Consider the following 23,315-nt stretch of genomic DNA (forward strand, 5'->3'; position numbering starts at 1 on the left):
AGTGCAATTAGAATTATCTACAATACTCCGGCAATCATTCCCCCAAGTAAAATAAACCCAATCCAAACATTTTGTCTGAACATCTCACCGTAAGCACTAGAAGGCATTTGCGGATTTTTTAGGCGCAGATATTGCCAAACCCAACCCGACGCGGCAATACCCAGTGTCAGCCAAAAAGCAAAAGTTAACTCCATTGTTACGCCTAACCAACTCATTAGCAAAACTGTACCCGCAAAACAAATTAGGATTGCTGTAGGTGCATATTTGCCAAAAAATAAGGCGCTGGAATTTACCCCCAATTTGCGATCGTCTTCACGATCACTCATCGCATAAATTGTATCAAATCCCAATGCCCATAATACCGTAGCCCCCCATAGCATCCACATTGCGTTATCTAAACTCTCTGTAACGCTACTCCAGCTAATTAAAACTGCAAAACCCCAAGCAACTGCCATGACAAATTGCGGCACGGGAAACACTCGTTTAGCTGAGGGGTAAAGTAAAATTACCGGAACTGCTACTATCGACAGCCAAAAGCTTAAAGGATTGAGGTAAGATGCGATCGCTAACGCACAGATTAAAGCTACAATTGCCACTCCAAACCCAACTTTAACTGAGAGCGATCGCGAAGCTAGAGGGCGATTGCGGGTTCGTGCTACTTGAGAATCAATATTTCGATCCCATAAGTCATTTACTACACACCCTGCCGCACTGGTTGCTAAAGTTCCTAAAATTATCGCACCTACTAAAGGTATTGGTGGCGAACCTTGGGCGGCTAAAAATACTGCCCATAAAGCCGGAATCATTAATATTAATCTTCCGGCGGGTTTATCCCAGCGCAAAAGCCTAATAATAGCTAGCCAAATTGGTATAGAAGTATTTTCTTTTTGAGCGATCGTCATAGGAAAGATAACTATAAAGATAGATGAATTCAGCTTTTGTTTACCATTTATAGAATATCGTTATTTATGATGCTGGGTGCTGGATGGTAAATCTACATGGTCAATTCTGTTTCTGCTAGTTGGCTAATTCCGACGCAAGTTGAGCAACAAATTATTGCGGCTATCGACTTGGGGACAAATTCTTTGCATATGGTAGTAGTTAAAGTCGAACCGACACTGCCAGCTTTTACAATTATTGCTAGAGAAAAAGAACCTGTAAGACTGGGCGATCGCGACCTAACAACGGGTAACTTAAAGTTAGAAGTAATCAATCGGGCGATCGCCACTTTAAGCCGTTTTCAAGAAATTGCTAAAACCTTCAACGCCCAAACAACTATTGCTGTAGCTACTAGCGCCGTCCGAGAAGCGCCTAATGGCAAGGAGTTTTTGCAGCAAGTTGATGAGCAATTAGGCTTAAAAGTTGACTTAATTTCTGGTCAAGAAGAAGCCCGAAGAATCTACCTCGGCGTACTATCGGGGATGGAATTTAACGATCAGCCCCATATAATTATCGATATTGGCGGCGGTTCTACAGAGTTAATTTTGGGGGATAGTCACGAAGCCCGTAGTCTTAGTAGTACCAAAATCGGAGCGGTACGCCTAACTACTGAACGCATTACTACAGATCCCATTAGCGATCGCGAGTTTAATTATCTAACTGCCAGTGTGCGCGGCGCTTTAGAGCGTCCTGTTGACGAGTTACGCGCCTTGTTGCAACCTGGTGAAGTAGCCCGCTTGGTGGGTACGTCCGGCACGATAGAGACTCTCGCAGCCGTTCATGCGAGAGAAAAACTAGGGTTAACTCCTTCACCGCTTACCGGATACCAATTTTGCCTTAAAGACTTACAAGAAATTGTCCATCGGTTACGTAGGCTCAATTATGTAGAAAGAGCCGCTATTGCTGGTATTTCTGAAAGCCGCTCGGAAATTATTTTAGCTGGAGCAATTATTTTAGTTGAAGCTATGAAGCTTTTGGGGCTAGATACGCTGACAGTGTGCGAACGCAGTTTGCGCGAAGGAATTATCGTTAACTGGATGCTTTCTCACGGCTTGATTGAAGATCGTTTGCGCTACCAAAGCTCGGTTCGCCAAAGAAATGTAATTAAAACGGCGCAAAAATATCAAGCTAACTTAAAGCATAGCGATCGCGTTGCTAATTTTGCGATTTCTCTGTTCGATCAACTCCAAGGCAAACTTCACAGTTGGGGAGTAGAAGAAAGGCAGCTATTGTGGGCGGCGGCTATGCTGCACAACTGCGGCTACCACGTCAATCATGCTGCTCACCACAAACATACCTACTATCTAGTTCGTCATGGCGAATTACTTGGATACACGGAAACTGAACTAGAAATTATTGCTAATATTGCCCGTTATCACCGCCGCAGCGCTCCGAAGAAAAAACATGAAAATTATCGCATTTTATCTAAAAATTCCCGCCAGCTAGTTAACCAAGTTAGTGCATTTTTGCGTTTGGCAGTAGCTTTAGATCGGCGACAAATTGGGGCGATTAGTCAATTACGGTGTGATTATAACTTTACATCTTTTGAACTTCACCTACACCTCAAACCCGCCCATCTTAATGATGACTGCGCTTTAGAGCTATGGAGTTTGGACACTAAAAAAGCAATTTTTGAAGCAGAGTACGGCGTTAAATTATTGGCAAGTTTAGACTTAGCGCCTAGTTACATCGGCGCTTAGTTACGCAGATGGCGGTAGCGGTAGAACGTATAGGTATCAAATAATCCGCCGACAAAGCTACAAGTTAAACCAATAATTACTATTCCTCTCCAGGAATTGCCACTGCCAAAGGAGGCTAAAAAGTCAGTTATACCTCTACTTATTGCTGTAGAAATTGTCGTAAGTCCTGGAAGATGACTAATTAAAGAGAAACTTACCAGCAGCCCAAATATTAGCAATATTGGAGCTACGAAGCTAAAAACGATTGTTAGCGCCAGCTTGGGGCGAAAACTTGGCAAAATGCTCATGTGGTGCATATTTTTCGTTAGTTAACTAGAGGCAATTTGTAGGTAATTGCTACTTTCTAGAATAAACGCGATCGCATCATGGGTAACTATGTCTTCAACAATCTTAAGTTTTCATTAAAAGTTTTGTGAACTCCTCCAAAGTAATGTGATGAGAGTATTGAATACATTAAGCAGAAAAGTCTACTGGTATACATTTAGGCGATTTTGGGGAAAACTTAGCAATTTTTATGTATGAGAAAAGTTTTAAGTTTAATAAGAAAACTCAACAATAGGTACAATTGAACTTTTGCAGCAGGCAAAGATTGTGACTAGCTCAAGCTTAAGAGTATGGAGTCAGCGCTTAATAGCCGCCATTTTACTAGGCGGACAAGTATTATTTCACTTACTCAAAGTCAAAATTCACCGCCGCAATACTATCGAACAAATGGCTGCTGTGGGCCCGGAATCTTTGCTAATTGTCTTAGTTACTGCCGCTTTTGTGGGGATGGTATTTACAATTCAAGTAGCTAGAGAATTTATCAGTTTTGGGGCAGTACAGGCGGTAGGAGGGGTACTTGCGATCGCTTTGACGCGAGAACTTGCCCCAGTAATTGCGGCGGTGGTGCTGGCGGGTAGAGTAGGTTCGGCTTTTGCCGCAGAAATTGGCACAATGCGAGTTACAGAACAAATTGACGCGCTCTATATTCTCAAAACCGATCCCATCGACTACTTGGTAGTTCCCCGCACCATTGCTTGCTGCTTAATGATGCCAGTTTTAACATTGATATTTTTAATTACTGGATTAACTGGGGGCTTTTTAGTAGCCAATAACTTATACAACTTGTCTGCAAATGTCTTTTTTGATTCGGTGCAGAACTTTTTGAGCGTTTGGGATGTATGTAGTTCAGTAATTAAAGCCGCGTGTTTTGGAGCTTTAATTGCTGTAATTGGCTGTAGCTGGGGCTTAACAACCACCGGAGGTGCTAAAGGAGTAGGACAATCTACTACCGCCGCCGTAGTTACAGCTTTGTTGGCTATTTTTATCAGTAACTTTCTTTTAACCTTGGTAATGTTTCAAGGTAGCGGTAGCTCGGTGTTGTAAAACTCTAAAATGGTAAGCAAGTTAAAGCGAAAATAAAAATTATGACTATTTCTACGCCCCAATCGGCTGCAACGGTACAACTTGCCCCTAGCTATACTTTGCCGATAACTATTGTCATTGCGGCGATTCCCTTATTGCTAATTCAGGTATGGGTTGGATTAGTTTGCGGTTTGTTTGGTTTATTTTTGATGATTCAAGCGGCAACTTTGCGTCTGCAATTAGGCGATACGGCTTTAGATATCTATCGTGGCGAAACTTTAATTCGTTGCTTTCCTTACGCAGAATGGCAAACTTGGCGGATATTTTGGCCATCTGTACCAATTTTGTTTTACTTTAAAGAAGTTAAAAGTATTCATTTTCTGCCAATTTTGTTTGACCCCAAAATGCTGAAAAGCGGATTAGAGCAACGCTTCCCTAATCAGTAAAGAATAAATTGTATTGAAGCGTGGGCGAACTTGTTTTTATATGAATTCAGACCAATTTTCAAACCCCAAACCAACTACTAAGCCTGTAACAGATTCAGAAAATACTCTTGATGATAGCGATCGCTTTGCAGAGTTTAATTCGCTAGATGGACAAACGGCAGCATCGGAAGATGAGTTACTAACTCAAATCGAAACAGGAATTTCTGACATTGAGCAAATAGAATCAAAGGAACAACGAATCGCAGATTTACAAGTCAAAGAACAAAGCCTGAAAAAAGAAATCGCCAGTTTGCAAGCTAACTATAGTTCGATTTCTGAGCAGTTGTCACAAACCCAAAATGCCATGTCGGTAGTGGTGCAAGAATCATTGGCGCATCTAGAACAACGCAAACAAACCTTAGTTATTGCGATTGAGCAGCTAGAACGCCGTCAAGAACGTATCCGCGCTGAGATGAGAACTACTTTTGCTGGCACTTCTCAAGAATTAGCGATTAGAGTCCAAGGCTTTAAAGATTATCTTACAGGCAGCTTGCAAGACTTGGCAGCCTCTGCCGAACAGCTACAATTAACCTCTACTAAACAGCCGCCCTTAGCTCCAATTCCCAGTATAGAGCCGCCACCACCTAAAAAAGCTGTCGCGCCTAGTATCCCACAATTTACCGAGCAACGTTTTCAATCGACAACTAAAGAAATTCGCCAAATGCTCGATGAATATCGCACAAAGCCCGATTACTATGGAGAACCTTGGAAATTACGCCGTACCTTTGAACCCATCCATGCGGAGCGGGTATCACAGTGGTTTTTTAATCAGGGGGGGAGGGGCGCATTAAAGACAATGGGTAGTCGCTTGCAAAATATTTTGATTAGTTCCGCCGTTATATCGGTCTTGTCAGAGTTGCATGGCGATCGCCTCCGCGCCTTAATTATCGCAAATACACCCGAACGCTTAGGAGAATGGCGGCGAGGTTTACAGGACTGTTTAGGCATTGTTCGCGCTGATTTTGGGCCTGATCGTGGTGTAGTATTATTTGAGTCTGCGGATGCATTGGCAATTAAAGCCGAGCGTTTAGTTAAAGCTAAAGAGTTACCGTTAATTATTGTTGATGACTCAGAGGAGAAAATCAGCTTGTCTTTGCTGCAATTTCCCTTGTTACTTGCTTTTGCTCCCGATCCGCAAATGGTTAAAGAGCGAGAAGACGACTTTTTTAACTAAAGCGATGTCCCTTTTCTAAAAAAAATATGCTTACTTGGTTAACTTTGTGCGGCGCACTTTTGCTTGTAGCTTACTTGCTTGGTTCAACTCCCACAGGCTACACCGCCGCGCGGGTGCTTAAGGGCATTGATATCCGCGAACACGGTTCCGGCTCCACGGGAGCTACAAACGTGCTTAGAACTCTTGGAACAGTCCCAGGCGCGTTTGTTTTACTTGTAGATGCTCTCAAAGGGTATGGCGCGATCGCATTTACTCATTGGTTAGTTAATTTTGCAGCGAATAATCAACTAATTCCTTTAGAAGTAAACTCCGCAAGCTGGCTTCCCTGGATGGTAGCAAGCGCTGGTTTAGCCGTTATTTTGGGACATAGTAAGTCAATTTGGCTAGGCTTTAGTGGCGGTAAATCTGTGGCGACAAGTTTAGGTGTTTTGTTTGCAATGTCGTGGATGGTGGGATTATCTACGATGGGCGTTTTTGGCTTAGTATTTGCCTTTTCGCGGATTGTGTCGTTGAGTTCTATAGTTAGTGCGATTTCTGTTCCTTTACTAACTATCTTTTTCCACCAGCCTTTAGCCTATATACTCTTTGCTCTTACTGGAAGTTTGTACGTTATTTGGCGACATCGTAGCAATATTGAACGCTTAATTGCGGGGACGGAACCTCAAATAGGTCAAAACCACGTCACCCAACCAGAACAAATTTTGAAATAAATAGCTGTTTAAATTGCTAGAGGGAAAGTTACTGTAAATGTCGAACCAACTCCAACCTGTGACACTAATTCAATTTTTCCTTTTAGTAGTTGTACAAGTTGATCGACAATCGCCAGTCCCAATCCTGTACTCTCAGGTAAATAAGCTTTTTCTTCGTTGCTAACTCGGTAATAAGGGTTAAAAATTAATTCTTTGTTTTCGGCGCTAATCCCAATTCCAGTATCGCTAACAATCAGCGCCCATTTATCGCTATCTTGTCTTTCACAAATGAGTTTAACTTTGCCTTGGTGAGTATATCGGAGAGCATTACTGACTAAATTCGTGATAATTTGCTGCAATCTTAAGGAATCTGTCCTGATTTCATCAGGTGCGCGATCGCAATCCACTATTATTTCTAGTTGTTTTTCTCGCACTGACGGCTCTAGCATTTCTACTACACTATTGACTAAAAAACGAACGCTAGTTGGTGCTACTTGCAACTTCATTTTCCCCTCTTGGTAGCGAGACACGTCCAAAGCATCATTGACTAAGTGCAGTAAATGCCTACCGTTGCGTAGCACTCGTTCAATATGTTCAATATTAGTAAAGTTGTCTTTTACCTGCGAAGATTTGCGTTCTTGACGCAAAAATAGATCCGAGTAGCCAATAATTGAAGTTAGAGGATTTTTGAGTTCGTGGGCTAGGTGGGAAAACTTATCTTGATTAGCTCGTACTAGGCGCGTCAATTCCTGATTATTTAACTGCAATTGACTGTGCAACTGCTCTAGTTCTCGCAGACGCTCATGTACATAGCTTTTAAAACATTGGGAGATCGCTTCGTCTACGGTCGCGTCTATCAGTCGAAGCACCCGGAATAGTTCTATCGGTTTTGCCTGCAATAATTCTGTTTCCAAAGTTGAAAAGATTACTTGACGCAATAAACAATACTCGCGGACAATTTCTGTCGGATCGAAGCCTTGGGTGGCGCGAAGTCCGCCATGCTCCCAGCTTGCTTCTAAGATAGGCTGAATTTCACTTTCTTGTGACCGAAAAATTACTGTCACCATAGCTTCAAGCAAAAGCGGGATATGATCTTGTATAGCTGTACGCGATAAATTATCAGCGCTTTCAATTTGTCTATCTTGACGAACGGCAGTTACCCAATTGTCTGTAATTACATTAATTTTATCGCTCAACAATTGACTAAAATCATTCATTATAAAGACGCAACGAGGCATATATACGGGTTCCCTATGCTCATTTTAGTTGAGCAATGCTTTCTGGAACCCAATGTAAATAGCGCGATCGCCCACTACCAAAAGGCATAATTTCCTGATTGCTTTAAAGTGCGTTGTCAAGTACCCTAGCCTAATGGCACAATTTAGTTATGGATTGGCAAGAAATTTCTGGTAATTGGGTTTTAGTTCCCCCGCACCCAGTGGGGATTGTACATTTTTTAGGGGGAGCTTTTGTAGCGGCGGCTCCTCAAGTAACTTATCGTTGGTTATTAGAACAAATAGCTGCCCAAGGTTACATCGTTGTAGCTACACCTTTTATCAATACCCTCGATCATAGTGCGATCGCGCGGGAAGTTTTACAAAGCTTCGAGCGGACTATAAACGAACTACAAGAACGAGCAATACTCCGCAAGCAATACTTACCTATATATGGTTTAGGTCATAGTATGGGTTGCAAGCTGCATCTTTTAACGGGTAGTTTATTTTCTGTAGAGCGATCGGGTAACATTTTAATTTCTTTTAATAACTATGCAGCCAGTGATGCTATACCTTTTGTGCAGCAATTTAATCCGGCTTTTGCTATCGAATTTACCCCTTCCCCTCTAGAAACTAATAACATTGTCCAAGAACGTTATAGCGTCCGCCGCAATTTGCTCATCAAGTTTAGCAATGATACCCTCGATCAATCTGCTGGTTTGACGCAAATATTGCAAAATCGTTTCCCTAATATGGTGACAGCCCAGACTCTTAACGGCACTCATACTACACCATTGGGGCAAGATGTCAAGTGGCAATCGGGAACAACATTTACACCTTTTGATGCGATGGGACAGTGGTTTAAACAAGAAGTTTATCGGGATCTAAATCAATTAAAAAAAGCAATTACTTTCTGGTTGAATCCTCTAAAATCTCTATAAATTAATGATTAAATTGTATTTTACTTAATTATTCATGTATACAATTTTAATTATTGATGACGATCCAATAGTACAGTTGACACTAAGAAAAATCTTAGAAAATCAAGGTTATCAAATAGCTACGGCGACCGAGGGAGTAGCCGGGTTAGAAAAGGCACAACAATTACAACCAGCGTTAATAATTTGCGATTGGCTAATGCCAGGAATGGACGGTATAGAAGTTTGCCGTCAAGTGAAAGCTAATCCTAATTTATCTACTACCTTTTTTATTGTCTTAACTTCTTTAGATTCGGTCGCAGATGTAGTTAAAGGTTTAGACTCTGGGGCGGATGATTTTATTGCTAAACCCATTGAGCAAAATGAATTAAAAGCGAGGGTAAGAGCGGGTTTAAGGTGGCATCAAATGAGCCGCGACTTGCGAAACCAAAAACAGCTTTTAGAGACAGAGTTAGGCGAAGCTGTGGACTATGTACGAAGTCTTTTACCTACTCCTATGTTTCAGCCTCTAACTATCAATTCGCGCTTTATACCTTGCAAAAAACTAGGTGGCGATTGTTTTGATTATTACTGGTTAGATGCTGATTATTTGGCTATTTATTTATTAGATACGGCGGGTCATGGATTAGGGGCTACTTTGCCTTCTATCTCTGTATTAAATATACTTCGTTCTCGTGCGATCGCGCGCCTTAATTACTATCAACCAAATCAGGTTTTAAGTGCGCTTAATGATACTTTTCAAATGAACTATCACAATAATAAATATTTCACAATTTGGTACGGAGTTTATAACCGTGTCAATCGGCAACTAATTTATGCCAGCGCCGGACATCCTCCCGCAGTATTACTATCTAAAGATGCTCAAAATAATAGTCAAATAAAATTACTCGAAACTACGGGCGTACCTGTTGGGATGTTTCCCGATTCTAAATATACAAATGGATTTTGTCAAATTGAAGAATTTAGCAGCCTTTATATATTTAGCGATGGAGTGTATGAGATTAATTCAGCAAGCGGTAGACATTGGGATTTTGACGCTTTTGTAAATCTCCTTCAAGAACGATACAGCAATAAAAATGTCAATCTTGATGAAATATTAAACGATTTACTAACATTAAATTCAAAAACTATTTTCGATGACGATTTATCTATTTTAGAAATCATGTTTGCTGGTTATACAAATAAACCTAATTCTATTAATTGGTAATTTTTAAACTTCTTTACAACTGGGGAACGACCAACCCCAAAATTAGCTCAAATCTAGCAAAAGTATATTATGGGATCGCAAACTTAAACCTGGCAAAAATTGTTTAATTACTAACTTTGCCAGTTTGAGCAATAGATTTAGGATTACTTAGTGAATTTTTAGCGTTGCCCACTTGAGAGATAGATGATTAAAGACAATGAGGGACAAGCATATCACCAATCTTGAGTTAATAAATTAACAACTAAATTGAACAAGTTAATATATCTCAAGACTTAGGATAACCCAATGTTCTACAATAGAGGTATGCTAAACAGTAACGTAAACAGGTGTCCTCTCCTTTCGAGCTATTAAGCTATTAACATGAAGGCGGTTGAGGGGCTGGGAGAGGCGGAATTAAACCTAACTGCCCTAGAATTGCCGCATTGTCATAGTAATCAGCACTGCGCTCAATCTTATTCCCCTTTAAGTCCAAAACCGTTACTGCACGGACTGTAAAAGACTTGCCAAGGGTAGAAGGTACTGGAGTAAGACCAGTATTTGTTGCAGTGAATAAGTATTCAACTACTGCCTTACTCTTATTAGTAAAAGTGTATAGTATTTTAATATCGAAGTTAGTAAAAAGCTTTAAAGTACCTTGAACAAAGCACTTAATATTACTTGGTGATTGAATTTTGAATCCGGTAGGAACATCTTCAAAAATGCCGTCTTTAGTATAAAGTGCAGCAAAAGTAGCTGGATCTTTATCAAAATAAAAAGCATTAAGCCATGCGTTAACAATTTCTGGCTTGTTATATTTATTGTTATCGTCATCGTCAGCTTTAGCTTTTGTTTGAGTGCCAATAAGGAAAGCTGTACCTAACCCACTTGCTCCAATCCAACTTAGTGTATTGCGTCTTGAAAATTTATTTACTAGCATTTGATACATTTTTTTTAATTACGTAGGAAGTGTATTATGTTATTTCCACGCGGTTGTTCAAACTAAACAAAATTTTACATAATGCCAAGGAAGACAAAAAGTAAATCGGGAGCATCTCACCTTTGCAATAAGTATTAGTAATTAAGGCGTTGCATAATTAAGAGAATGAATGTTTAAAATGCAACTCAAGTCACATTATTAAAAATGGTTATCCCGCTCGGCGAACAAAACTATCATTGCCAAAGCTGCGGTCAACGGACACTCTAAAGGAACCAAGCGCCTGGGTTTTGGGCTACGCTAAGGTGGCACTACCTTCTGGCAGTTATGGTTAGTTTTACGTTGCTGGAAATGCTTTCTTTACATCACTGACGGCTATCCAGTTTACAAATATTTTATTGATAATTAGATCATCAGGTGAGCAAATTAGCGACGACACAAGTTTGTTGGTGAGAATAGTCGTTTACGGCATTACCTGGCACGATTACATCGCAGAACGTTTTGTTACTCGCGCGTCTAAAGAGATGTTAGGCTATTCCATTCGCTTACTCCTTCATTATTTGAAGTTCAAGACCGTGCCTGTTTCCTGTTGACCCTCCCTATTAAATATGCAACGCCGATTTTTTGAGCTATTTAATGCTTTGCAAGTGGAGACAAGTCGTAGTGGTCTAGCAAGTCTGCGGGGTCGTCGTAAATTGCCAGTGCATCAGCAAGTTGCGTGTCATCAAAATCGCCACAGCGAAACGCAATTACGCCCACACCTGCTTTAGAAGCAGCTTGAATATCGTAAGGTGTATCCCCTAGCATAATCGCTTGCTCTGGTTGCAGTTGCCCCTTGCTTAATGCCACTTGCACCAAGTCTGGCTCAGGCTTAGTGGCTTCAGCATCGCTAGAAGTTGTTTTCGGTTCTTCACTTAGCAAATCTTCCACCTCCGCCGCTTTTAGTAAGCTCGACAATTCTTCACTGCTGGCGGAACTTGCAACTACTAACTTAAAGCCTTCTTGCTTGAGTCGTTGCACCAACTCCCGCGACCCCGGAGCAGGCGCTAATTTTGCACTAAACTTCTCAATAATTAACTCCTTACGTCGGTCGGCGGCTTTTTTACCCACTCCCTCTTTTGCTGAAAGTTCCGGTAGGATTCGCGGGATAAGTTGATCGCCTCCCATGCCAATTAAGGGACGGACATCTGCAAACTTTATTTCGTATCCGTATTCTGCAAAAGCCTCTACCCAAGCTTGGGCATGAGCATCATTACTTAATACTAAAGTCCCATCAATATCTAATAGCACGCCTTGAATCGCCATATTTAATCTCCGCCGTTTTCTCAATCAACTTTTCCAAGTAAACAAAGTCGTAAAGCTATTACATCCATCTTCAGAAACAGGGTGAGTAAAAGCTTTTCACAAATAATTCTCTTGACGAGGAGATTAGCTAAGTTTAAAAGTAGGCGATCGCATCTTTCTAGCAGTAATGCAAAAAAGCCAGATAATTAGCCGCTACCTTAACAAAAATACATATTTGAGTAAAATAAAATAAAACGCCCCCAGCGACTCCATGCAGCTAAAACTTACTGATTCAAAATGGCTTGCTAATTTATTACTAATTTCGCCCTTTTTCTTCTGGGGTACGGCAATGGTAGCAATGAAAGCAGTAATACCCAATACTACGCCGTTATTTATGGCAGGAGTGCGTTTAGTTCCGGCGGGGGTATTGGTTTTGATAGTTGCGGCAATTTTGGGCAAACCTCAGCCTAAAGGTTGGGTAGCGTGGCTATGGATTGCTTTATTTGCCTTGGTAGATGGGACGATGTTTCAAGGCTTTTTAGCAGAAGGGTTAAACAAAACAGGGGCGGGGTTAGGATCGGTAATGATTGATTCTCAGCCCTTGGCAGTTGCAATACTGGCGCTTTGGCTATTTGGCGATCGCATTGGGTTATGGGGCTTTATAGGCTTAGTTATTGGGGTACTGGGGATTAGTTTAATTGGCTTACCTGACCAATTGATTTTAAATTTTCTCCAAAAAGATGCAATTACTCTTGCAGGTAGCTGGGAACAATTATTTGCTAGTGGTGAATGGTTGATGCTGTTAGCAGCGCTGTCAATGGCTGTAGGGACGATATTAATCCGTTATGTATGCCGTTACACAGATCCGGTAGTTGCTACAGGCTGGCACATGATTTTGGGCGGTTTACCATTGTTGGCGCTGTCTAGTGGCGTTGAATCTCAGCAATGGGTAAATATCGATTTAGCTGGGTGGATGGCGCTAGGATATGCAACGATATTCGGTAGCGCGGTAGCTTACGGATTATTTTTTTACTTTGCTTCTAGCGGTAGTTTGACAAGTCTTAGTTCTTTAACCTTTTTGACTCCGATATTTGCCTTGTTTTTTGGTAATCTTTTTTTGGGAGAATTTCTTAGTCCTTTGCAGTGGGCGGGAGTTGGCTTAACTTTAGTCAGCATTTACTTGGTAAATCAAAGAGAGAAACTAGCCGCCGCTAATACTTCTTTAGCAGAAATTACTAGCCAATCTCAGACAGAAAGCCAATTGAAGCAGGCAATCGTCAGTTTAAAAGAACCAGAAACCTTACTTTAAAGTTATTTTGCCTAATAATGCTCTCAAATTATTATTTGTCTCTACTCCTGTCGGTGCTTTAGGTACGGGTGTAGGTGGTGGAGTGGAGTTAAGTTTATACAATATCGCTCAAGAAATGCTACGGCGCGGACATAGCTTACAAATCCTTGCGCCGATTGGTTCAAAACTTGCCCAGTTACCCATAATAGAAATTCCTGGCAATGTGCAGATTATCGCCCAAATTCAAGAACGAAATACGCCGATTATGATGCCTGATAATGGTGTACTGGCGAATATGTGGGAGTACGCGCGCCAAGTACAAGGGGAGTACGATTTAATTGTTAATTTTGCCTACGATTGGCTGCCTTTTTACCTAACGCCATTTTTTAGTAAAGTGATCGCTCATTTTGTTAGTATGGGTTCGCTATCGGTAGCGATGGATGAAATTGTCACCCAAGTAGCAACAAATCCCGGTACGATTGGTTTTTATACTCCTTCTCAAGCGGCAACTTTTGCGCTCAATTCGCAATGTACTTGTTTGAGTAGCGGTGTAGATTTATCTTTATACGAGTTTTGCCCTAATCCCGATAATTATTTAGCTTGGTTAGGGAGAATTGCCCCCGAAAAAGCCTTAGAGGATGCGGTAGAAGCGGCGCAAATTGCTAATATTCCCCTGAAAATTATGGGTAAAATCCAAGACGAAGACTACTGGCAAAAAATTTGTCAATCTTACCCCAATGCACCGATAGAATACTTAGGTTTTTTGTCTACTACCGATATGCAGCAGCAATTACGCTCGTGCAAAGCCTTACTTATGACACCGCGTTGGATAGAAGCTTTTGGGAATGTGGCAATTGAGGCTTTAGCTTGTGGAGTGCCAGTAATTGCTTATCGTCGCGGCGGCCCAGCAGAAATTGTAATTGATGGTAAGACGGGGTTTCTGGTGGAACCAGATAGCGTAAAAGGTTTAGTGAGTGCGATCGCTCGTTTACCCGAAATTGACCGCTCTAACTGCCGCCAGAGTGCGGAAACAGACTATTCTTTAGAGGCTTTGGGCGATCGCTTTGAAAATTGGTTTAGATTCATCCTAAAATTTCCTCACTGAGAGCGGAGATTTAACAAAAAGCTAAAGTTGCCGCCACCAGTGAGGAACAAAGTTAAAAGTTTAGAATGTTAGAGTAACACCGCTAAAATTTAGCAGAGTAAGCATTTTATGTTGACAAAAGCTTTTTAACACGTATTTAGGACATTGACTGAATGATATAGTCAAAGTAAGGTGCTGCTTCTGCCGCATCTTCGGCGCTCATTAAGTTAAGAGCCGCCGTTTTTAAGCAACGGATAGATTCAACCATTCCTGGAACGGGAACGCCCAAAGAATTGTACATTTCGCGCACGCCAATTAAACCAATTTTTTCAATCGGTTCTTTATCGCCAGCAAGTACGCCGTAAGTAATTAGGCGCAAATACCAGCCATAATCGCGCAGACATAAAGCTCGTTGACGTTCGCCGTAAGCATTACCGCCCGGTGAGATAAAGTCGGGGCGTTTTTGCCAAAGCTGCTTGCTAGATTCAGTGACAATCTTTTTTTCGTTCTCGGCTAGAGTTGCAGCGATTCTCATGCGCTGTTCTCCAGTTTCCAAAAACTCTTTAATGGTATTGAGTTCGCCAGTGCTGGGGTAGCGAAGATCGTCGTCGGCTTGCAAAATTAGTTGACTAACTACACTCATGATGATTGCGATCGCTAATTATCACTTAGTAGTTTAACTAAGTCTATGTACACAAATAAAGAGAAATTTACACTATGTCTTTAAATCAATTATCTACAGAGACAGAAAATCCCTCCCAGCAATGGCAGCAGGGTAGCTTAGTTGAAATCGTTATCGACGACTTAAGCGATACAGGGGACGGAGTAGGGCGTTTTGAGGAGCGGGTTGTATTTGTCCCGGATACCGTACCAGGCGATCGCATTTTAGCGCGTTTGATTCGAGTAAAACCCAAATACGGCTACGGTAAACTATACGAAATCTTAGAGCGATCGCCCCACCGTAGGCGACCTAGCTGCATTGTTGCTGATAAATGCGGTGGTTGTCAGTGGCAGAGCGTAGCTTACGAGTATCAGCTACAAGCCAAATTTAATCAAGTTGTGCAAGCTTTAGAAAGAATTGGGGGCTTTACAAATCCACCTGTAGATCCAGTTTTAGCAGCACCGTCAGCTTTAGGCTACCGCAATAAAGTTACATATCCCTTGAATAGATCCGCCGAAGGGCAAGTACAGGCAGGATATTATCAAAAAGGTACTCATCAACTGATTAATCTCAATCAATGTCCCGTGCAAGATGAGCGCTTAAATCCGTTACTCAAGGACATCAAGCAAGATATTTACAATCGCGGTTGGTCGATATACAACGAAACCCGCCATCAAGGTAGATTAAGGCATTTGGGGTTAAGAATTGGTCGCCGTACCGGAGAAATGTTGCTGACATTGGTTGTTACAGATTGGACTTTACAAGAACTTGAAGCCCAAGCGCAAGAATGGTTAAACCGCTACCCAAAATTAGTCGGAGTATCTCTTAACCTCAACGCCAAAGTTACTAATACTATTTTTGGTGAAAAAACTCGCTGTATTGCTGGGGAAGCCTATTTAGTAGAACAATTTGCTGGCTTAGAGTTTCAGATGTTGCCAACTACATTTTTTCAGGTGAATACAGAGGCGGCAGAGGCGTTGTTAGAGGTAATTAGGCTGCAAACTAATTTACAAGGACAAGAGGTGTTAGTGGATGCTTATTGTGGCATTGGGACGTTAAGTTTGCCCCTAGCGGCTCAAGTTAAACAAGTAATTGGTCTTGAAGTACAAGCCGCCGCCGTAGAACAAGCTAGATTTAATGCTTGGCGAAATAACATTGAAAATGCCAGCTTTCAATTAGGTTCAGTAGAAAAGGCGCTCCCAGCATTGACAGTTAAGCCAGATATTGTATTGCTTGACCCACCCCGCCAAGGATGCGATCGCACCGTAATCGATGCTTTAATTGCAACTAAGCCCCAAAAAATCGTTTATATTAGCTGCAAACCTGCAACCCTAGCACGGGATTTAAAATTACTTTGCCTTGAAGGCAACTACAAATTAGTTAGAGTCCAACCCGCCGATTTCTTTCCTCAAACTTCTCACGTAGAGTGTGCGGCATTTTTAGAATATGCTGGAAGTTAGATCGATTGCGATCAAAACTCTGGGCGATCGCTACTTGTCAAATCTTGATGAGCCATTGTTGCTAGTTTAGTAATTGCTATTTGGTCTATTGGGGGAGTTTGGCTAGACATTCCCAGCCACAAAAGATACTCAATATTTCCGGCGGGTCCTTGCAGAGGCGACCAAGTTAAACCGCGATATTGCCAGCCAGTTTCTAAAGCAGCTTGTAGGACATGAAAAATAGCCTCTGCTTGGTCTTTGGGGTCGCGGACAACGCCTTTTTTACCCACGCGGGACTTGCCAACCTCAAATTGTGGCTTAACTAGCAATACCGCCTCTCGTGGCGGTATGAGCAATTGCCACAAAGCAGGCATAACCTTAGTTAAAGAAATAAATGATACATCTACCACTGTCAAATCAGCTATTTCCGCACCCTGATACAATTCTTGAGGCTTGAGATAGCGCAAATTGGTACGTTCAGACAAAACTACGCGATCATCGTTACGCAAGCCCCAGTCTACTTGTCCGTAGCCAACATCAACGCCATAAACTTTTTTTGCGCCATTTTGTAGCAAGCAGTCAGTAAAGCCGCCTGTAGAGATGCCACCATCGAGACAAATTCTATCTGTAACAGCGATCGCAAAGACAGACAAAGCCTTAGCAAGTTTTTCGCCACCTCTAGAGACGTAAGGCAACTTTGCTTTAACTTGAATTTGGGCTTTTGAGTCAACTTCTGTGCCTACTTTATCGACAATTTGCCCGTTTACTCTAACTTCGCCAGCTTGGATTAACCTTTGAGCTAAAGTACGAGAGGAGCATAAGTCAAGCTCTACCAATAGAGTGTCTAATCGTTGTTTAAACAAGGAATTTTATTAAGAATGAAGATATTAATATTTTATTTAAACGAGCTTGGTTAAAATTTTCGCAATGCAAATCTGAGAAGGATCTAGCGGATATATTGACAGACATTTTGCAGGGGGTTTGGGGGAGGCAACTCGTCCCCTGATGGGGAGGCAAAAAGCGGTGTAGCTTTGCTTCCCGCTTTGTTGCCGTTGGGTTTGGGGGGCAGACCCCCCAATTCCTGGTTTTTCCTAGAGAAGCTATATTTAAGAAGCCCAAAGAATCAATCGAGGTTCGTAAGGACTAGACAAGTATTCGTGCTGCGGCAACACGCGCAAAGACAAACCCTGTAAACCAGAGTGAGTATAAACAAGCTCTGCGGTATAAACACTACTACCATTAGAATCTTGCTCTTGACACGCCATAACTACCGGAATGCCATCAACAATCTCACCATTAGCATCAATAGCACCCTGATAGAGTTGAACTTGAATATCATTAGGAGTTAAAGTTGCAAGATCGATTTTTGCTTTCACCGTAATAGTTTGGTCTACTTTCACATCCGCCGTATCAGAAATATCGATACTAGCGATTTTGATGTTATACCAATGATCAGATAAATTTGCTTTCCACTTTGCTAATTCATGGGCTGGCGCGTAGTGATCAACACTTAAACTATGATAGCGATCGCTTGCTGGGAAATAAGCCCTCATTGCATACTCGCTCACCATCCGCTCAGTATTAAAAAACGGACAATTGAGCCGAATTGCGTCTTTCATCTTTGCTATCCAAGGGCGCGGTAAACTATCACTATCGCGGTTGTAAAACAAAGGCACGACATCTTGCTCAATTAAATCGTACAAAGCATTTGCCTCTATTTCATCTTGATACATCGGGTCTTCGTAATTTTCCCCGTGTCCAATCGCCCAACCCGTGCGGACATAATCAGCTTCATCCCACCAGCCATCTAAAACACTCAAGTTTGGCAAACCATTCATTGATGCTTTCATGCCGCTAGTACCAGAAGCTTCGCGGGGACGACGAGGAGTATTGAGCCAAATATCGCACCCAGCAACCAATAATCGTGCTACATGGATATCGTAATTAGGCACGAATACCACTTGCTTCGACAACCCCTGCTCGCGGATAAAGTGATTAATCTCGCGGATTAACTCTTTCCCCGGAATGTCTTTAGGGTGAGCCTTCCCAGAAATTACAAATTGCACCCGACGGTCTTTATTTCCCGCCAAAATCCGCTTGCATCTTTCCAAATCCCGCATCCACAATGTAGCGCGTTTGTAAGTAGCAAAACGACGGGCAAAACCAATCGTTAATACCGAAGGATCTAACACTTCTTGGGCTTGGGTAATTTCCGCCGCACTTGCCCCGCGATCGCGTAAATGGTTTACTAAATGTTCGCGGACAAACACAACCATATCTAAACGGCAACGTTCGTGATTGCGCCATAACTCCTCATCGGGAATTGTATTTATGCGTTCCCACAATGGGCTATTCACCGGGGCTGAAGACCAATTTGGGCCAAGGTAGCGATCGTACAGAGTTTGAGTCGCACTAGCAACACAACTACGGGCGTGAACCCCATTAGTAATTGCTGTAATTGGAACTTCTTGGACGGGCAAATTCTGCCATAAAGCTTTAAACATTCCCCGCGATACCACTCCGTGCAATTGAGCAACACCATTAGCAAAGGTCGAGGTTTTTAGGGCTAACACTGCCATACTAAAAGGCGAAGTAAGATCCCCAGTATTTTCCCGCCCTAAACCCAAAAATTGATCTTTAGATAAGCCAAATACTTCCGCATAACGCCCCAAATAATACAAAGTTTTATCTGGTGCAAATAAGTCAATTCCCGCAGGTACAGGCGTATGTGTTGTAAAGATATTACTTGAGGCAACTAATTGACTTGCTTGCTCGTACTTCAAGCCTTCTTCTTGCATCAACATTCTCGTCCGTTCTAAACCCGAAAAAGCAGCGTGTCCCTCGTTCATGTGATAGGCTGTAACGCGCAAGCCTAAAGCTTTGAGCATTCGTACCCCACCAACTCCTAGCATAATTTCCTGGTGGATACGCATATCAATGTCGCCACCGTACAATTGATCGGTGATGTCATGATCGTAGGGGTTATTTGGTTCAATATTTGTATCCATTAGGTACAAAGGTACAGTACCCACCTGCACCCGCCAAACTCTAGCGTAAACGGTGCGCCCTGGATAATCTACCTCAATGCGTAACTCCGAACCATCGGCGTTACGCTCTAAATGCAAGGGCATATTGTAAAAATCATTGCTGAGGTAGCGCTCTTGCTGCCAACCATCGGCGTTGAGATACTGAGCAAAGTATCCTTGCTGGTAGAGTAAGCCGACTCCTACTAGAGGTAAGCCTAAATCACTAGCCGATTTTAGATGATCTCCCGCTAAAACCCCTAAACCGCCCGAATAAATCGGTAAGCAATCAACTAAACCAAATTCTGCGGAAAAATACGCAAAACATTCTTGGGAATATTTATCTGTTTTATTTGCTGTTTCCTGCGCCCGATGTTTATCGTACCAGCTACGCTCTTGCAAATAGTCTTCTAACTGACGGGCGGCTCTATCCATTTGGGCTAAAAAGCCTTCGTCTTCTACAACTTCCTGCAAACGTACTTGGCTAATATTGCCCAGCATATAAACCGGATTGTGGTGGCTGACTTCCCATAGGTCGGGATCTAAGCGGCGAAATAAATCTTTGCTCTCGGCGTTCCAATCCCAATGTAAATTGTAAGCTAACGGGCGCAAGCTTTCTAGGCGAGATGGCAAAGAAGGAGAAACATTAAATGTCCGAATTGGCTGCATGAGTTGATAAGAATTTAAAAGAGGTGGTTATGGCTATTGTTTACCTGGTTCTACCTTGAATTGGCAACGGTTGATACTTTTTTGGGCAAAAAAGATTTATTCGGGTAGTTTTTTATAGCGCTTTATTATCTAATAATTAACTCTCATGCGATCGCCTTGCCGAAAAATCGTCTAATCTTTCGGTATTATAAAGAAGCTATCTGCTTACTATTTTTATTGCGGAGATAAATTCTGTGGTCACTCTCAAAATAGCTGTGTATATTGTGGTTGGTATATTTGTAGCGATGTTCTTCTTTGGCTTTTTGTCAAACGATCCTTCGCGTAATCCTAGCCGTCGTGATTCTGAATAAGCTTGACGTTGCGTCTATTATTAACAATTAACTTTAAGAGGCGGTTGCCAGTGTGGTTAAATTCATGCTTTCGGGCTGATAATTCGTTACTAATGTTTTGAAGGAATATGCCCTACCCAATACCATTACCTACACCGCCTCCTATAGTTCAAGTAGAAAGTAATCCCTCGATTGACTTCAAGCCATTAATTTCCGAACAAAACCCTCATCTTAGTCCAGTAGTAACTTTAAATACCCCTGATTCACCTCTACCTGCTCCCTTACAAGCAGCTAAAAAGGCAGAACTACTAGCTACCCCAGATTTAGTCAGCGATCGCCCTAGAGAAGCGATAAGGGCGGCTCAAGTAGAGTCTGTAGCACCTCCAATCTCTGAGGAAGTTCAAAATACACCCCCCAAAACGCAATCCACACCCAATATAGAAACGCCATCTACTCCACCAGCCCAAAGTATAGAGATACCTGTAGAAACCGCGCCTAACACAACCCAACCGAGTAATGTTGCTCCAGTAAGTAGCCGAATTGTCGAATTAAATGCTGATCGCCAAGAGTACGATCAGCAAAGACAAATTGTTACAGCCGAAGGGAATGTAGTAGTAAGACTAAATGGCGGGGTGATAGACGCAGATAGTTTACAAGTTAATTTATCTAACCGGATCGCTGTAGGACAAGGAGATGTAGCCGTAACGCGAGGCGAACAAGTCTTGCGAGGTGAGAGATTTACCTACAATTTTGTGCAAAATACTGGAGAGTTACTTAATGCTAGTGGAGAGATTTTTATTCCTAGCGCCAGCCAAGACCTTTCGCTGAATTTGGCAACCGATGTCAGTGCTGGAGGAGTAAGCGCAAATCCACCAAGCGATCGCATTACTGCCAATCAACCCAGACAAAATGTAACAACGAGTGGGGGAATTGGAATTAATGTCGGTGCAGGCAATGATATAAACAACGTTGCTTTACCCCAACAAGGTGGTGAAGTTCGCCGCTTGAGCTTTAAAGCCCAGCAAGTACAGTTTTACCCCCAAGGTTGGCAAGCCCAAGATGTCACAATTACAAACGATCCTTTTACGCCACCAGAACTAGAATTAAAAGCCGATACAGTCACCTTAACCAGGGAAACACCCCAGCGCGATCGCATTGTTACTACTCGCCAGCGTTTAGTATTCGACCAAGGGCTATCAATCCCCATTCCTAGAAATGAAACCGTAATTGATCGCACCGAAAGAGAAGTTACCCCAGGATTATTTCAAATTGGCTTAGACGATAATGAGCGGGGTGGAGTATTTATCGAGCGCAACTTTAGCCCCATTAGTAACGAACAAGTACAACTAACTTTAACTCCACAGTTTTTTGCTCAAGAAGCACTGCTAGAAAGCGGCGGAAACGTCCTTGATCCCGATTTGTATGGCTTAAGGTCAAAATTGCAAGCAAATCTAGGAGAACGCACTCAAGTTAGAGGTAGAGCCTCTATTACTAGCCTGGATTTGAGCCAACTAGAAGACAATTTCCGGGCAAGTTTGCGCCTTAACCAAACTATAGGTAGCGTTGAAGCGCCCCATCAATTGACCGTAGAATACAGCTACCGCGATCGCTTATTTAATGGTAGTTTGGGCTATCAAACCGTGCAAAGCAGCCTAGGCGGTGTTGTAACTTCGCCAGTCAGTGCTTTAGGAACTACAGGTATTGCTTTAAGCTATCAAGCAGGCGCTCAGTTGATTAATGCTGAAAGCGATCGCGCTGATTTGTTAGAAGTACAACGAGAAAGCGATCGCATTTCTTTAAGTCGTCTGCAAGCAAGCATCGCTCTCAATCGTGGTTTTGCTATTTGGGAAGGAACTTCTTTAGCAGCTACTCCCACTGAAGGATTGAGATACACCCCCGCCCCAGTAGTGCCTTATGTCAGCTTGTTTACTGGATTGAAGGGAGTTAGCAGTCTCTACAGTAGTGGAGATAGTCAAAATACCATTACTGGAACAATTGGCGTTCAAGGACAGTTTGGGCATTTTTCTAGAGAATTTTTCGACTATACGGGCTTTAACGTTAGTTTTTCTCAAGATATTCGGGGGGGACTATCGCCATTTTTATTTGATCGCGCGGTAGATAATAAAGTTCTCGAACTTGGTCTTGTTCAGCAAGTCTATGGCCCTTTTCGCCTTGGTATCCAAGCTTCTCTCAACGTAGATACCGGAGAAAATATTAGCACCGACTACATTTTAGAATACAGCCGCCGCACCTATGGCGTTGCTTTTCGTTACAACCCAGTATTGGCTTTAGGTTCTTTAAACTTACGCATCAGCGATTTTAACTGGAATGGTGGAAGCAGTTTATTTTCCGATTCTGAGGTAAAGCCCGTATTAAATGGCGTGCGCCAAACTAATGATTAAGAGCTAAATACTTTTGATAGCCGATTTCTGCTAGTTGTGCCTGTTTGTCGTACACAGATTGCGCTAGAGTTTGGCGATACTCAAGCACTTTTTGTAATAACTCTGGGCTTGAAGTTGCCAGAATTTGAATTGCCAATAAACCAGCATTTTTAGCATTACCTATAGCTACCGTAGCCACAGGAATACCCGCAGGCATTTGGACAATAGAGTATAAAGAATCAATCCCCTGCAAATACTTGCTAGGTACAGGAACGCCAATTACAGGCAAAGGAGTCAAAGCCGCTACCATACCAGGCAAATGCGCCGCACCGCCAGCCCCGGCGATAATAACTTTGATTCCCCGTTTGTGAGCTTCAGTTGCATACTCTACCATTTTTGCGGGGGTACGATGAGCAGAAACGATCGCAACTTCCGTGGATACATTAAATTCATGGCAAATTGCGATCGCATCGGACATAACCTGTAAATCTGAATCGCTACCCATAATAATGCCGATTAGTGGTTGAGTCATAAAATAAAATATTGCTGAT

At 42.3% G+C, this 23,315-nt stretch carries 22 protein-coding genes and 1 pseudogene; 13 read left to right on the plus strand and 10 right to left on the minus strand.

Going from position 1 to position 23,315, the window contains the following annotated elements; all coding sequences use genetic code 11:
* Window positions 1-17: 17 nt before the first annotated feature.
* Complete coding sequence (locus C7B70_RS03550) at window positions 18-902, minus strand: 4-hydroxybenzoate solanesyltransferase (RefSeq protein ID WP_106367694.1); 885 nt, start codon at window positions 900-902, stop codon at window positions 18-20.
* A 96-nt stretch (window positions 903-998) separates the two neighbouring features.
* Here C7B70_RS03550 and C7B70_RS03555 point away from each other — a divergent pair, with 96 nt between their 5' ends.
* A complete protein-coding gene (locus C7B70_RS03555; RefSeq protein WP_106367695.1) occupies window positions 999-2,639 on the plus strand; it encodes a Ppx/GppA phosphatase family protein in 1,641 nt (546 codons plus the stop codon).
* Here the strand turns inward: C7B70_RS03555 and C7B70_RS03560 are convergent.
* Complete coding sequence (locus tag C7B70_RS03560; RefSeq protein ID WP_233220816.1) at window positions 2,636-2,935, minus strand: hypothetical protein; 300 nt, start codon at window positions 2,933-2,935, stop codon at window positions 2,636-2,638. The two genes, C7B70_RS03555 and C7B70_RS03560, sit on opposite strands and share 4 nt — an antisense overlap.
* Before the next feature lie 295 nt (window positions 2,936-3,230).
* Here C7B70_RS03560 and C7B70_RS03565 point away from each other — a divergent pair, with 295 nt between their 5' ends.
* The 4 genes from C7B70_RS03565 to plsY are packed head-to-tail and all read left to right on the plus strand — an operon-like array spanning window position 3,231 to window position 6,355.
* Window positions 3,231-4,007 carry an MlaE family lipid ABC transporter permease subunit gene (locus tag C7B70_RS03565; protein ID WP_339376736.1) on the plus strand — a complete coding sequence of 259 codons (777 nt, stop codon included), beginning with the start codon at window positions 3,231-3,233 and terminating at the stop codon, window positions 4,005-4,007.
* A 41-nt stretch (window positions 4,008-4,048) separates the two neighbouring features.
* Window positions 4,049-4,432 (plus strand): DUF3119 family protein, encoded by a 384-nt coding sequence (locus C7B70_RS03570; RefSeq protein ID WP_106367698.1) that lies wholly within the window; start codon window positions 4,049-4,051, stop codon window positions 4,430-4,432.
* A gap of 40 nt (window positions 4,433-4,472) precedes the next feature.
* Complete coding sequence (locus C7B70_RS03575) at window positions 4,473-5,645, plus strand: DUF3086 domain-containing protein (RefSeq protein WP_106367699.1); 1,173 nt, start codon at window positions 4,473-4,475, stop codon at window positions 5,643-5,645.
* A 26-nt stretch (window positions 5,646-5,671) separates the two neighbouring features.
* Window positions 5,672-6,355 (plus strand): glycerol-3-phosphate 1-O-acyltransferase PlsY, encoded by a 684-nt coding sequence (plsY, locus tag C7B70_RS03580; RefSeq protein ID WP_106367700.1) that lies wholly within the window; start codon window positions 5,672-5,674, stop codon window positions 6,353-6,355.
* 8 nt (window positions 6,356-6,363) lie between these two features.
* Here plsY and C7B70_RS03585 read toward each other — a convergent pair whose 3' ends face one another.
* Window positions 6,364-7,551, minus strand: a complete 1,188-nt coding sequence (locus tag C7B70_RS03585) for a HAMP domain-containing sensor histidine kinase (protein WP_106367701.1) — start codon at window positions 7,549-7,551, stop codon at window positions 6,364-6,366.
* Between the two features lie 170 nt (window positions 7,552-7,721).
* Between C7B70_RS03585 and C7B70_RS03590 the strand changes: the two genes are divergently transcribed.
* Together C7B70_RS03590 and C7B70_RS03595 are read left to right on the plus strand one after the other, a co-directional pair.
* The gene (locus C7B70_RS03590) at window positions 7,722-8,489 is read left to right on the plus strand and encodes a DUF1350 family protein (protein WP_106367702.1); all 768 of its coding nucleotides are present in this window, start codon (window positions 7,722-7,724) and stop codon (window positions 8,487-8,489) included.
* A gap of 34 nt (window positions 8,490-8,523) precedes the next feature.
* Window positions 8,524-9,693, plus strand: coding sequence for a PP2C family protein-serine/threonine phosphatase (locus tag C7B70_RS03595; protein ID WP_106367703.1), 1,170 nt, complete (start codon window positions 8,524-8,526; stop codon window positions 9,691-9,693).
* A 355-nt stretch (window positions 9,694-10,048) separates the two neighbouring features.
* On the opposite strand, the gene C7B70_RS03600 is transcribed toward C7B70_RS03595, so the two are convergent.
* Entirely contained in the window at window positions 10,049-10,618 is a 570-nt protein-coding gene (locus C7B70_RS03600; protein WP_106367704.1) for an ester cyclase, read from the minus strand.
* A gap of 301 nt (window positions 10,619-10,919) precedes the next feature.
* On the opposite strand from C7B70_RS03600, the pseudogene C7B70_RS28665 reads away from it, so the two are divergent.
* Window positions 10,920-11,199: pseudogene (locus C7B70_RS28665) on the plus strand (IS1 family transposase); the annotation flags it as partial.
* 40 nt (window positions 11,200-11,239) lie between these two features.
* On the opposite strand, the gene C7B70_RS03605 reads toward C7B70_RS28665, so the two are convergent.
* Window positions 11,240-11,911: an HAD family hydrolase gene (locus C7B70_RS03605; RefSeq protein WP_106367705.1), complete on the minus strand. Its 672-nt coding sequence runs from the start codon at window positions 11,909-11,911 to the stop codon at window positions 11,240-11,242.
* A gap of 250 nt (window positions 11,912-12,161) precedes the next feature.
* On the opposite strand from C7B70_RS03605, the gene C7B70_RS03610 reads away from it, so the two are divergent.
* Window positions 12,162-13,199: a DMT family transporter gene (locus C7B70_RS03610; RefSeq protein WP_106367706.1), complete on the plus strand. Its 1,038-nt coding sequence runs from the start codon at window positions 12,162-12,164 to the stop codon at window positions 13,197-13,199.
* A gap of 7 nt (window positions 13,200-13,206) precedes the next feature.
* Entirely contained in the window at window positions 13,207-14,283 is a 1,077-nt protein-coding gene (locus C7B70_RS03615; RefSeq protein ID WP_106367707.1) for a glycosyltransferase family 4 protein, read from the plus strand.
* A gap of 136 nt (window positions 14,284-14,419) precedes the next feature.
* Here C7B70_RS03615 and C7B70_RS03620 read toward each other — a convergent pair whose 3' ends face one another.
* Complete coding sequence (locus C7B70_RS03620; RefSeq protein WP_106367708.1) at window positions 14,420-14,905, minus strand: allophycocyanin subunit alpha-B; 486 nt, start codon at window positions 14,903-14,905, stop codon at window positions 14,420-14,422.
* Between the two features lie 74 nt (window positions 14,906-14,979).
* Here C7B70_RS03620 and rlmD point away from each other — a divergent pair, with 74 nt between their 5' ends.
* Window positions 14,980-16,383: a 23S rRNA (uracil(1939)-C(5))-methyltransferase RlmD gene (gene rlmD / locus C7B70_RS03625; RefSeq protein WP_106367709.1), complete on the plus strand. Its 1,404-nt coding sequence runs from the start codon at window positions 14,980-14,982 to the stop codon at window positions 16,381-16,383.
* A gap of 11 nt (window positions 16,384-16,394) precedes the next feature.
* Here the strand turns inward: rlmD and C7B70_RS03630 are convergent, their stop codons facing one another.
* The 3 genes from C7B70_RS03630 to glgP all read right to left on the minus strand — a co-directional run bounded on the left by C7B70_RS03630 (window position 16,395) and on the right by glgP (window position 20,054).
* Window positions 16,395-17,225 (minus strand): TlyA family RNA methyltransferase, encoded by an 831-nt coding sequence (locus C7B70_RS03630; protein WP_106367710.1) that lies wholly within the window; start codon window positions 17,223-17,225, stop codon window positions 16,395-16,397.
* Between the two features lie 83 nt (window positions 17,226-17,308).
* Window positions 17,309-17,440, minus strand: coding sequence for a hypothetical protein (locus C7B70_RS28235; RefSeq protein WP_255409305.1), 132 nt, complete (start codon window positions 17,438-17,440; stop codon window positions 17,309-17,311).
* A 28-nt stretch (window positions 17,441-17,468) separates the two neighbouring features.
* Complete coding sequence (gene glgP / locus C7B70_RS03635) at window positions 17,469-20,054, minus strand: alpha-glucan family phosphorylase (protein ID WP_106367711.1); 2,586 nt, start codon at window positions 20,052-20,054, stop codon at window positions 17,469-17,471.
* Window positions 20,055-20,287: 233 nt separating this feature from the next.
* On the opposite strand from glgP, the gene C7B70_RS03640 reads away from it, so the two are divergent.
* The gene (locus tag C7B70_RS03640) at window positions 20,288-20,404 is read left to right on the plus strand and encodes a photosystem II reaction center protein I (protein WP_106367712.1); all 117 of its coding nucleotides are present in this window, start codon (window positions 20,288-20,290) and stop codon (window positions 20,402-20,404) included.
* Window positions 20,405-20,511: 107 nt separating this feature from the next.
* On the plus strand, window positions 20,512-22,785 hold the full coding sequence (locus C7B70_RS03645) for a DUF3769 domain-containing protein (protein ID WP_106367713.1): 2,274 nt from the start codon (window positions 20,512-20,514) through the stop codon (window positions 22,783-22,785).
* On the opposite strand, the gene purE is transcribed toward C7B70_RS03645, so the two are convergent.
* Complete coding sequence (purE, locus tag C7B70_RS03650) at window positions 22,775-23,296, minus strand: 5-(carboxyamino)imidazole ribonucleotide mutase (RefSeq protein WP_106367714.1); 522 nt, start codon at window positions 23,294-23,296, stop codon at window positions 22,775-22,777. The genes C7B70_RS03645 and purE overlap by 11 nt on opposite strands.
* Window positions 23,297-23,315 lie beyond the last annotated feature (19 nt).

Origin of the sequence: Chlorogloea sp. CCALA 695 (assembly GCF_003003885.1) — a bacterium.
GTDB lineage: Bacteria > Cyanobacteriota > Cyanobacteriia > Cyanobacteriales > Chroococcidiopsidaceae > Aliterella.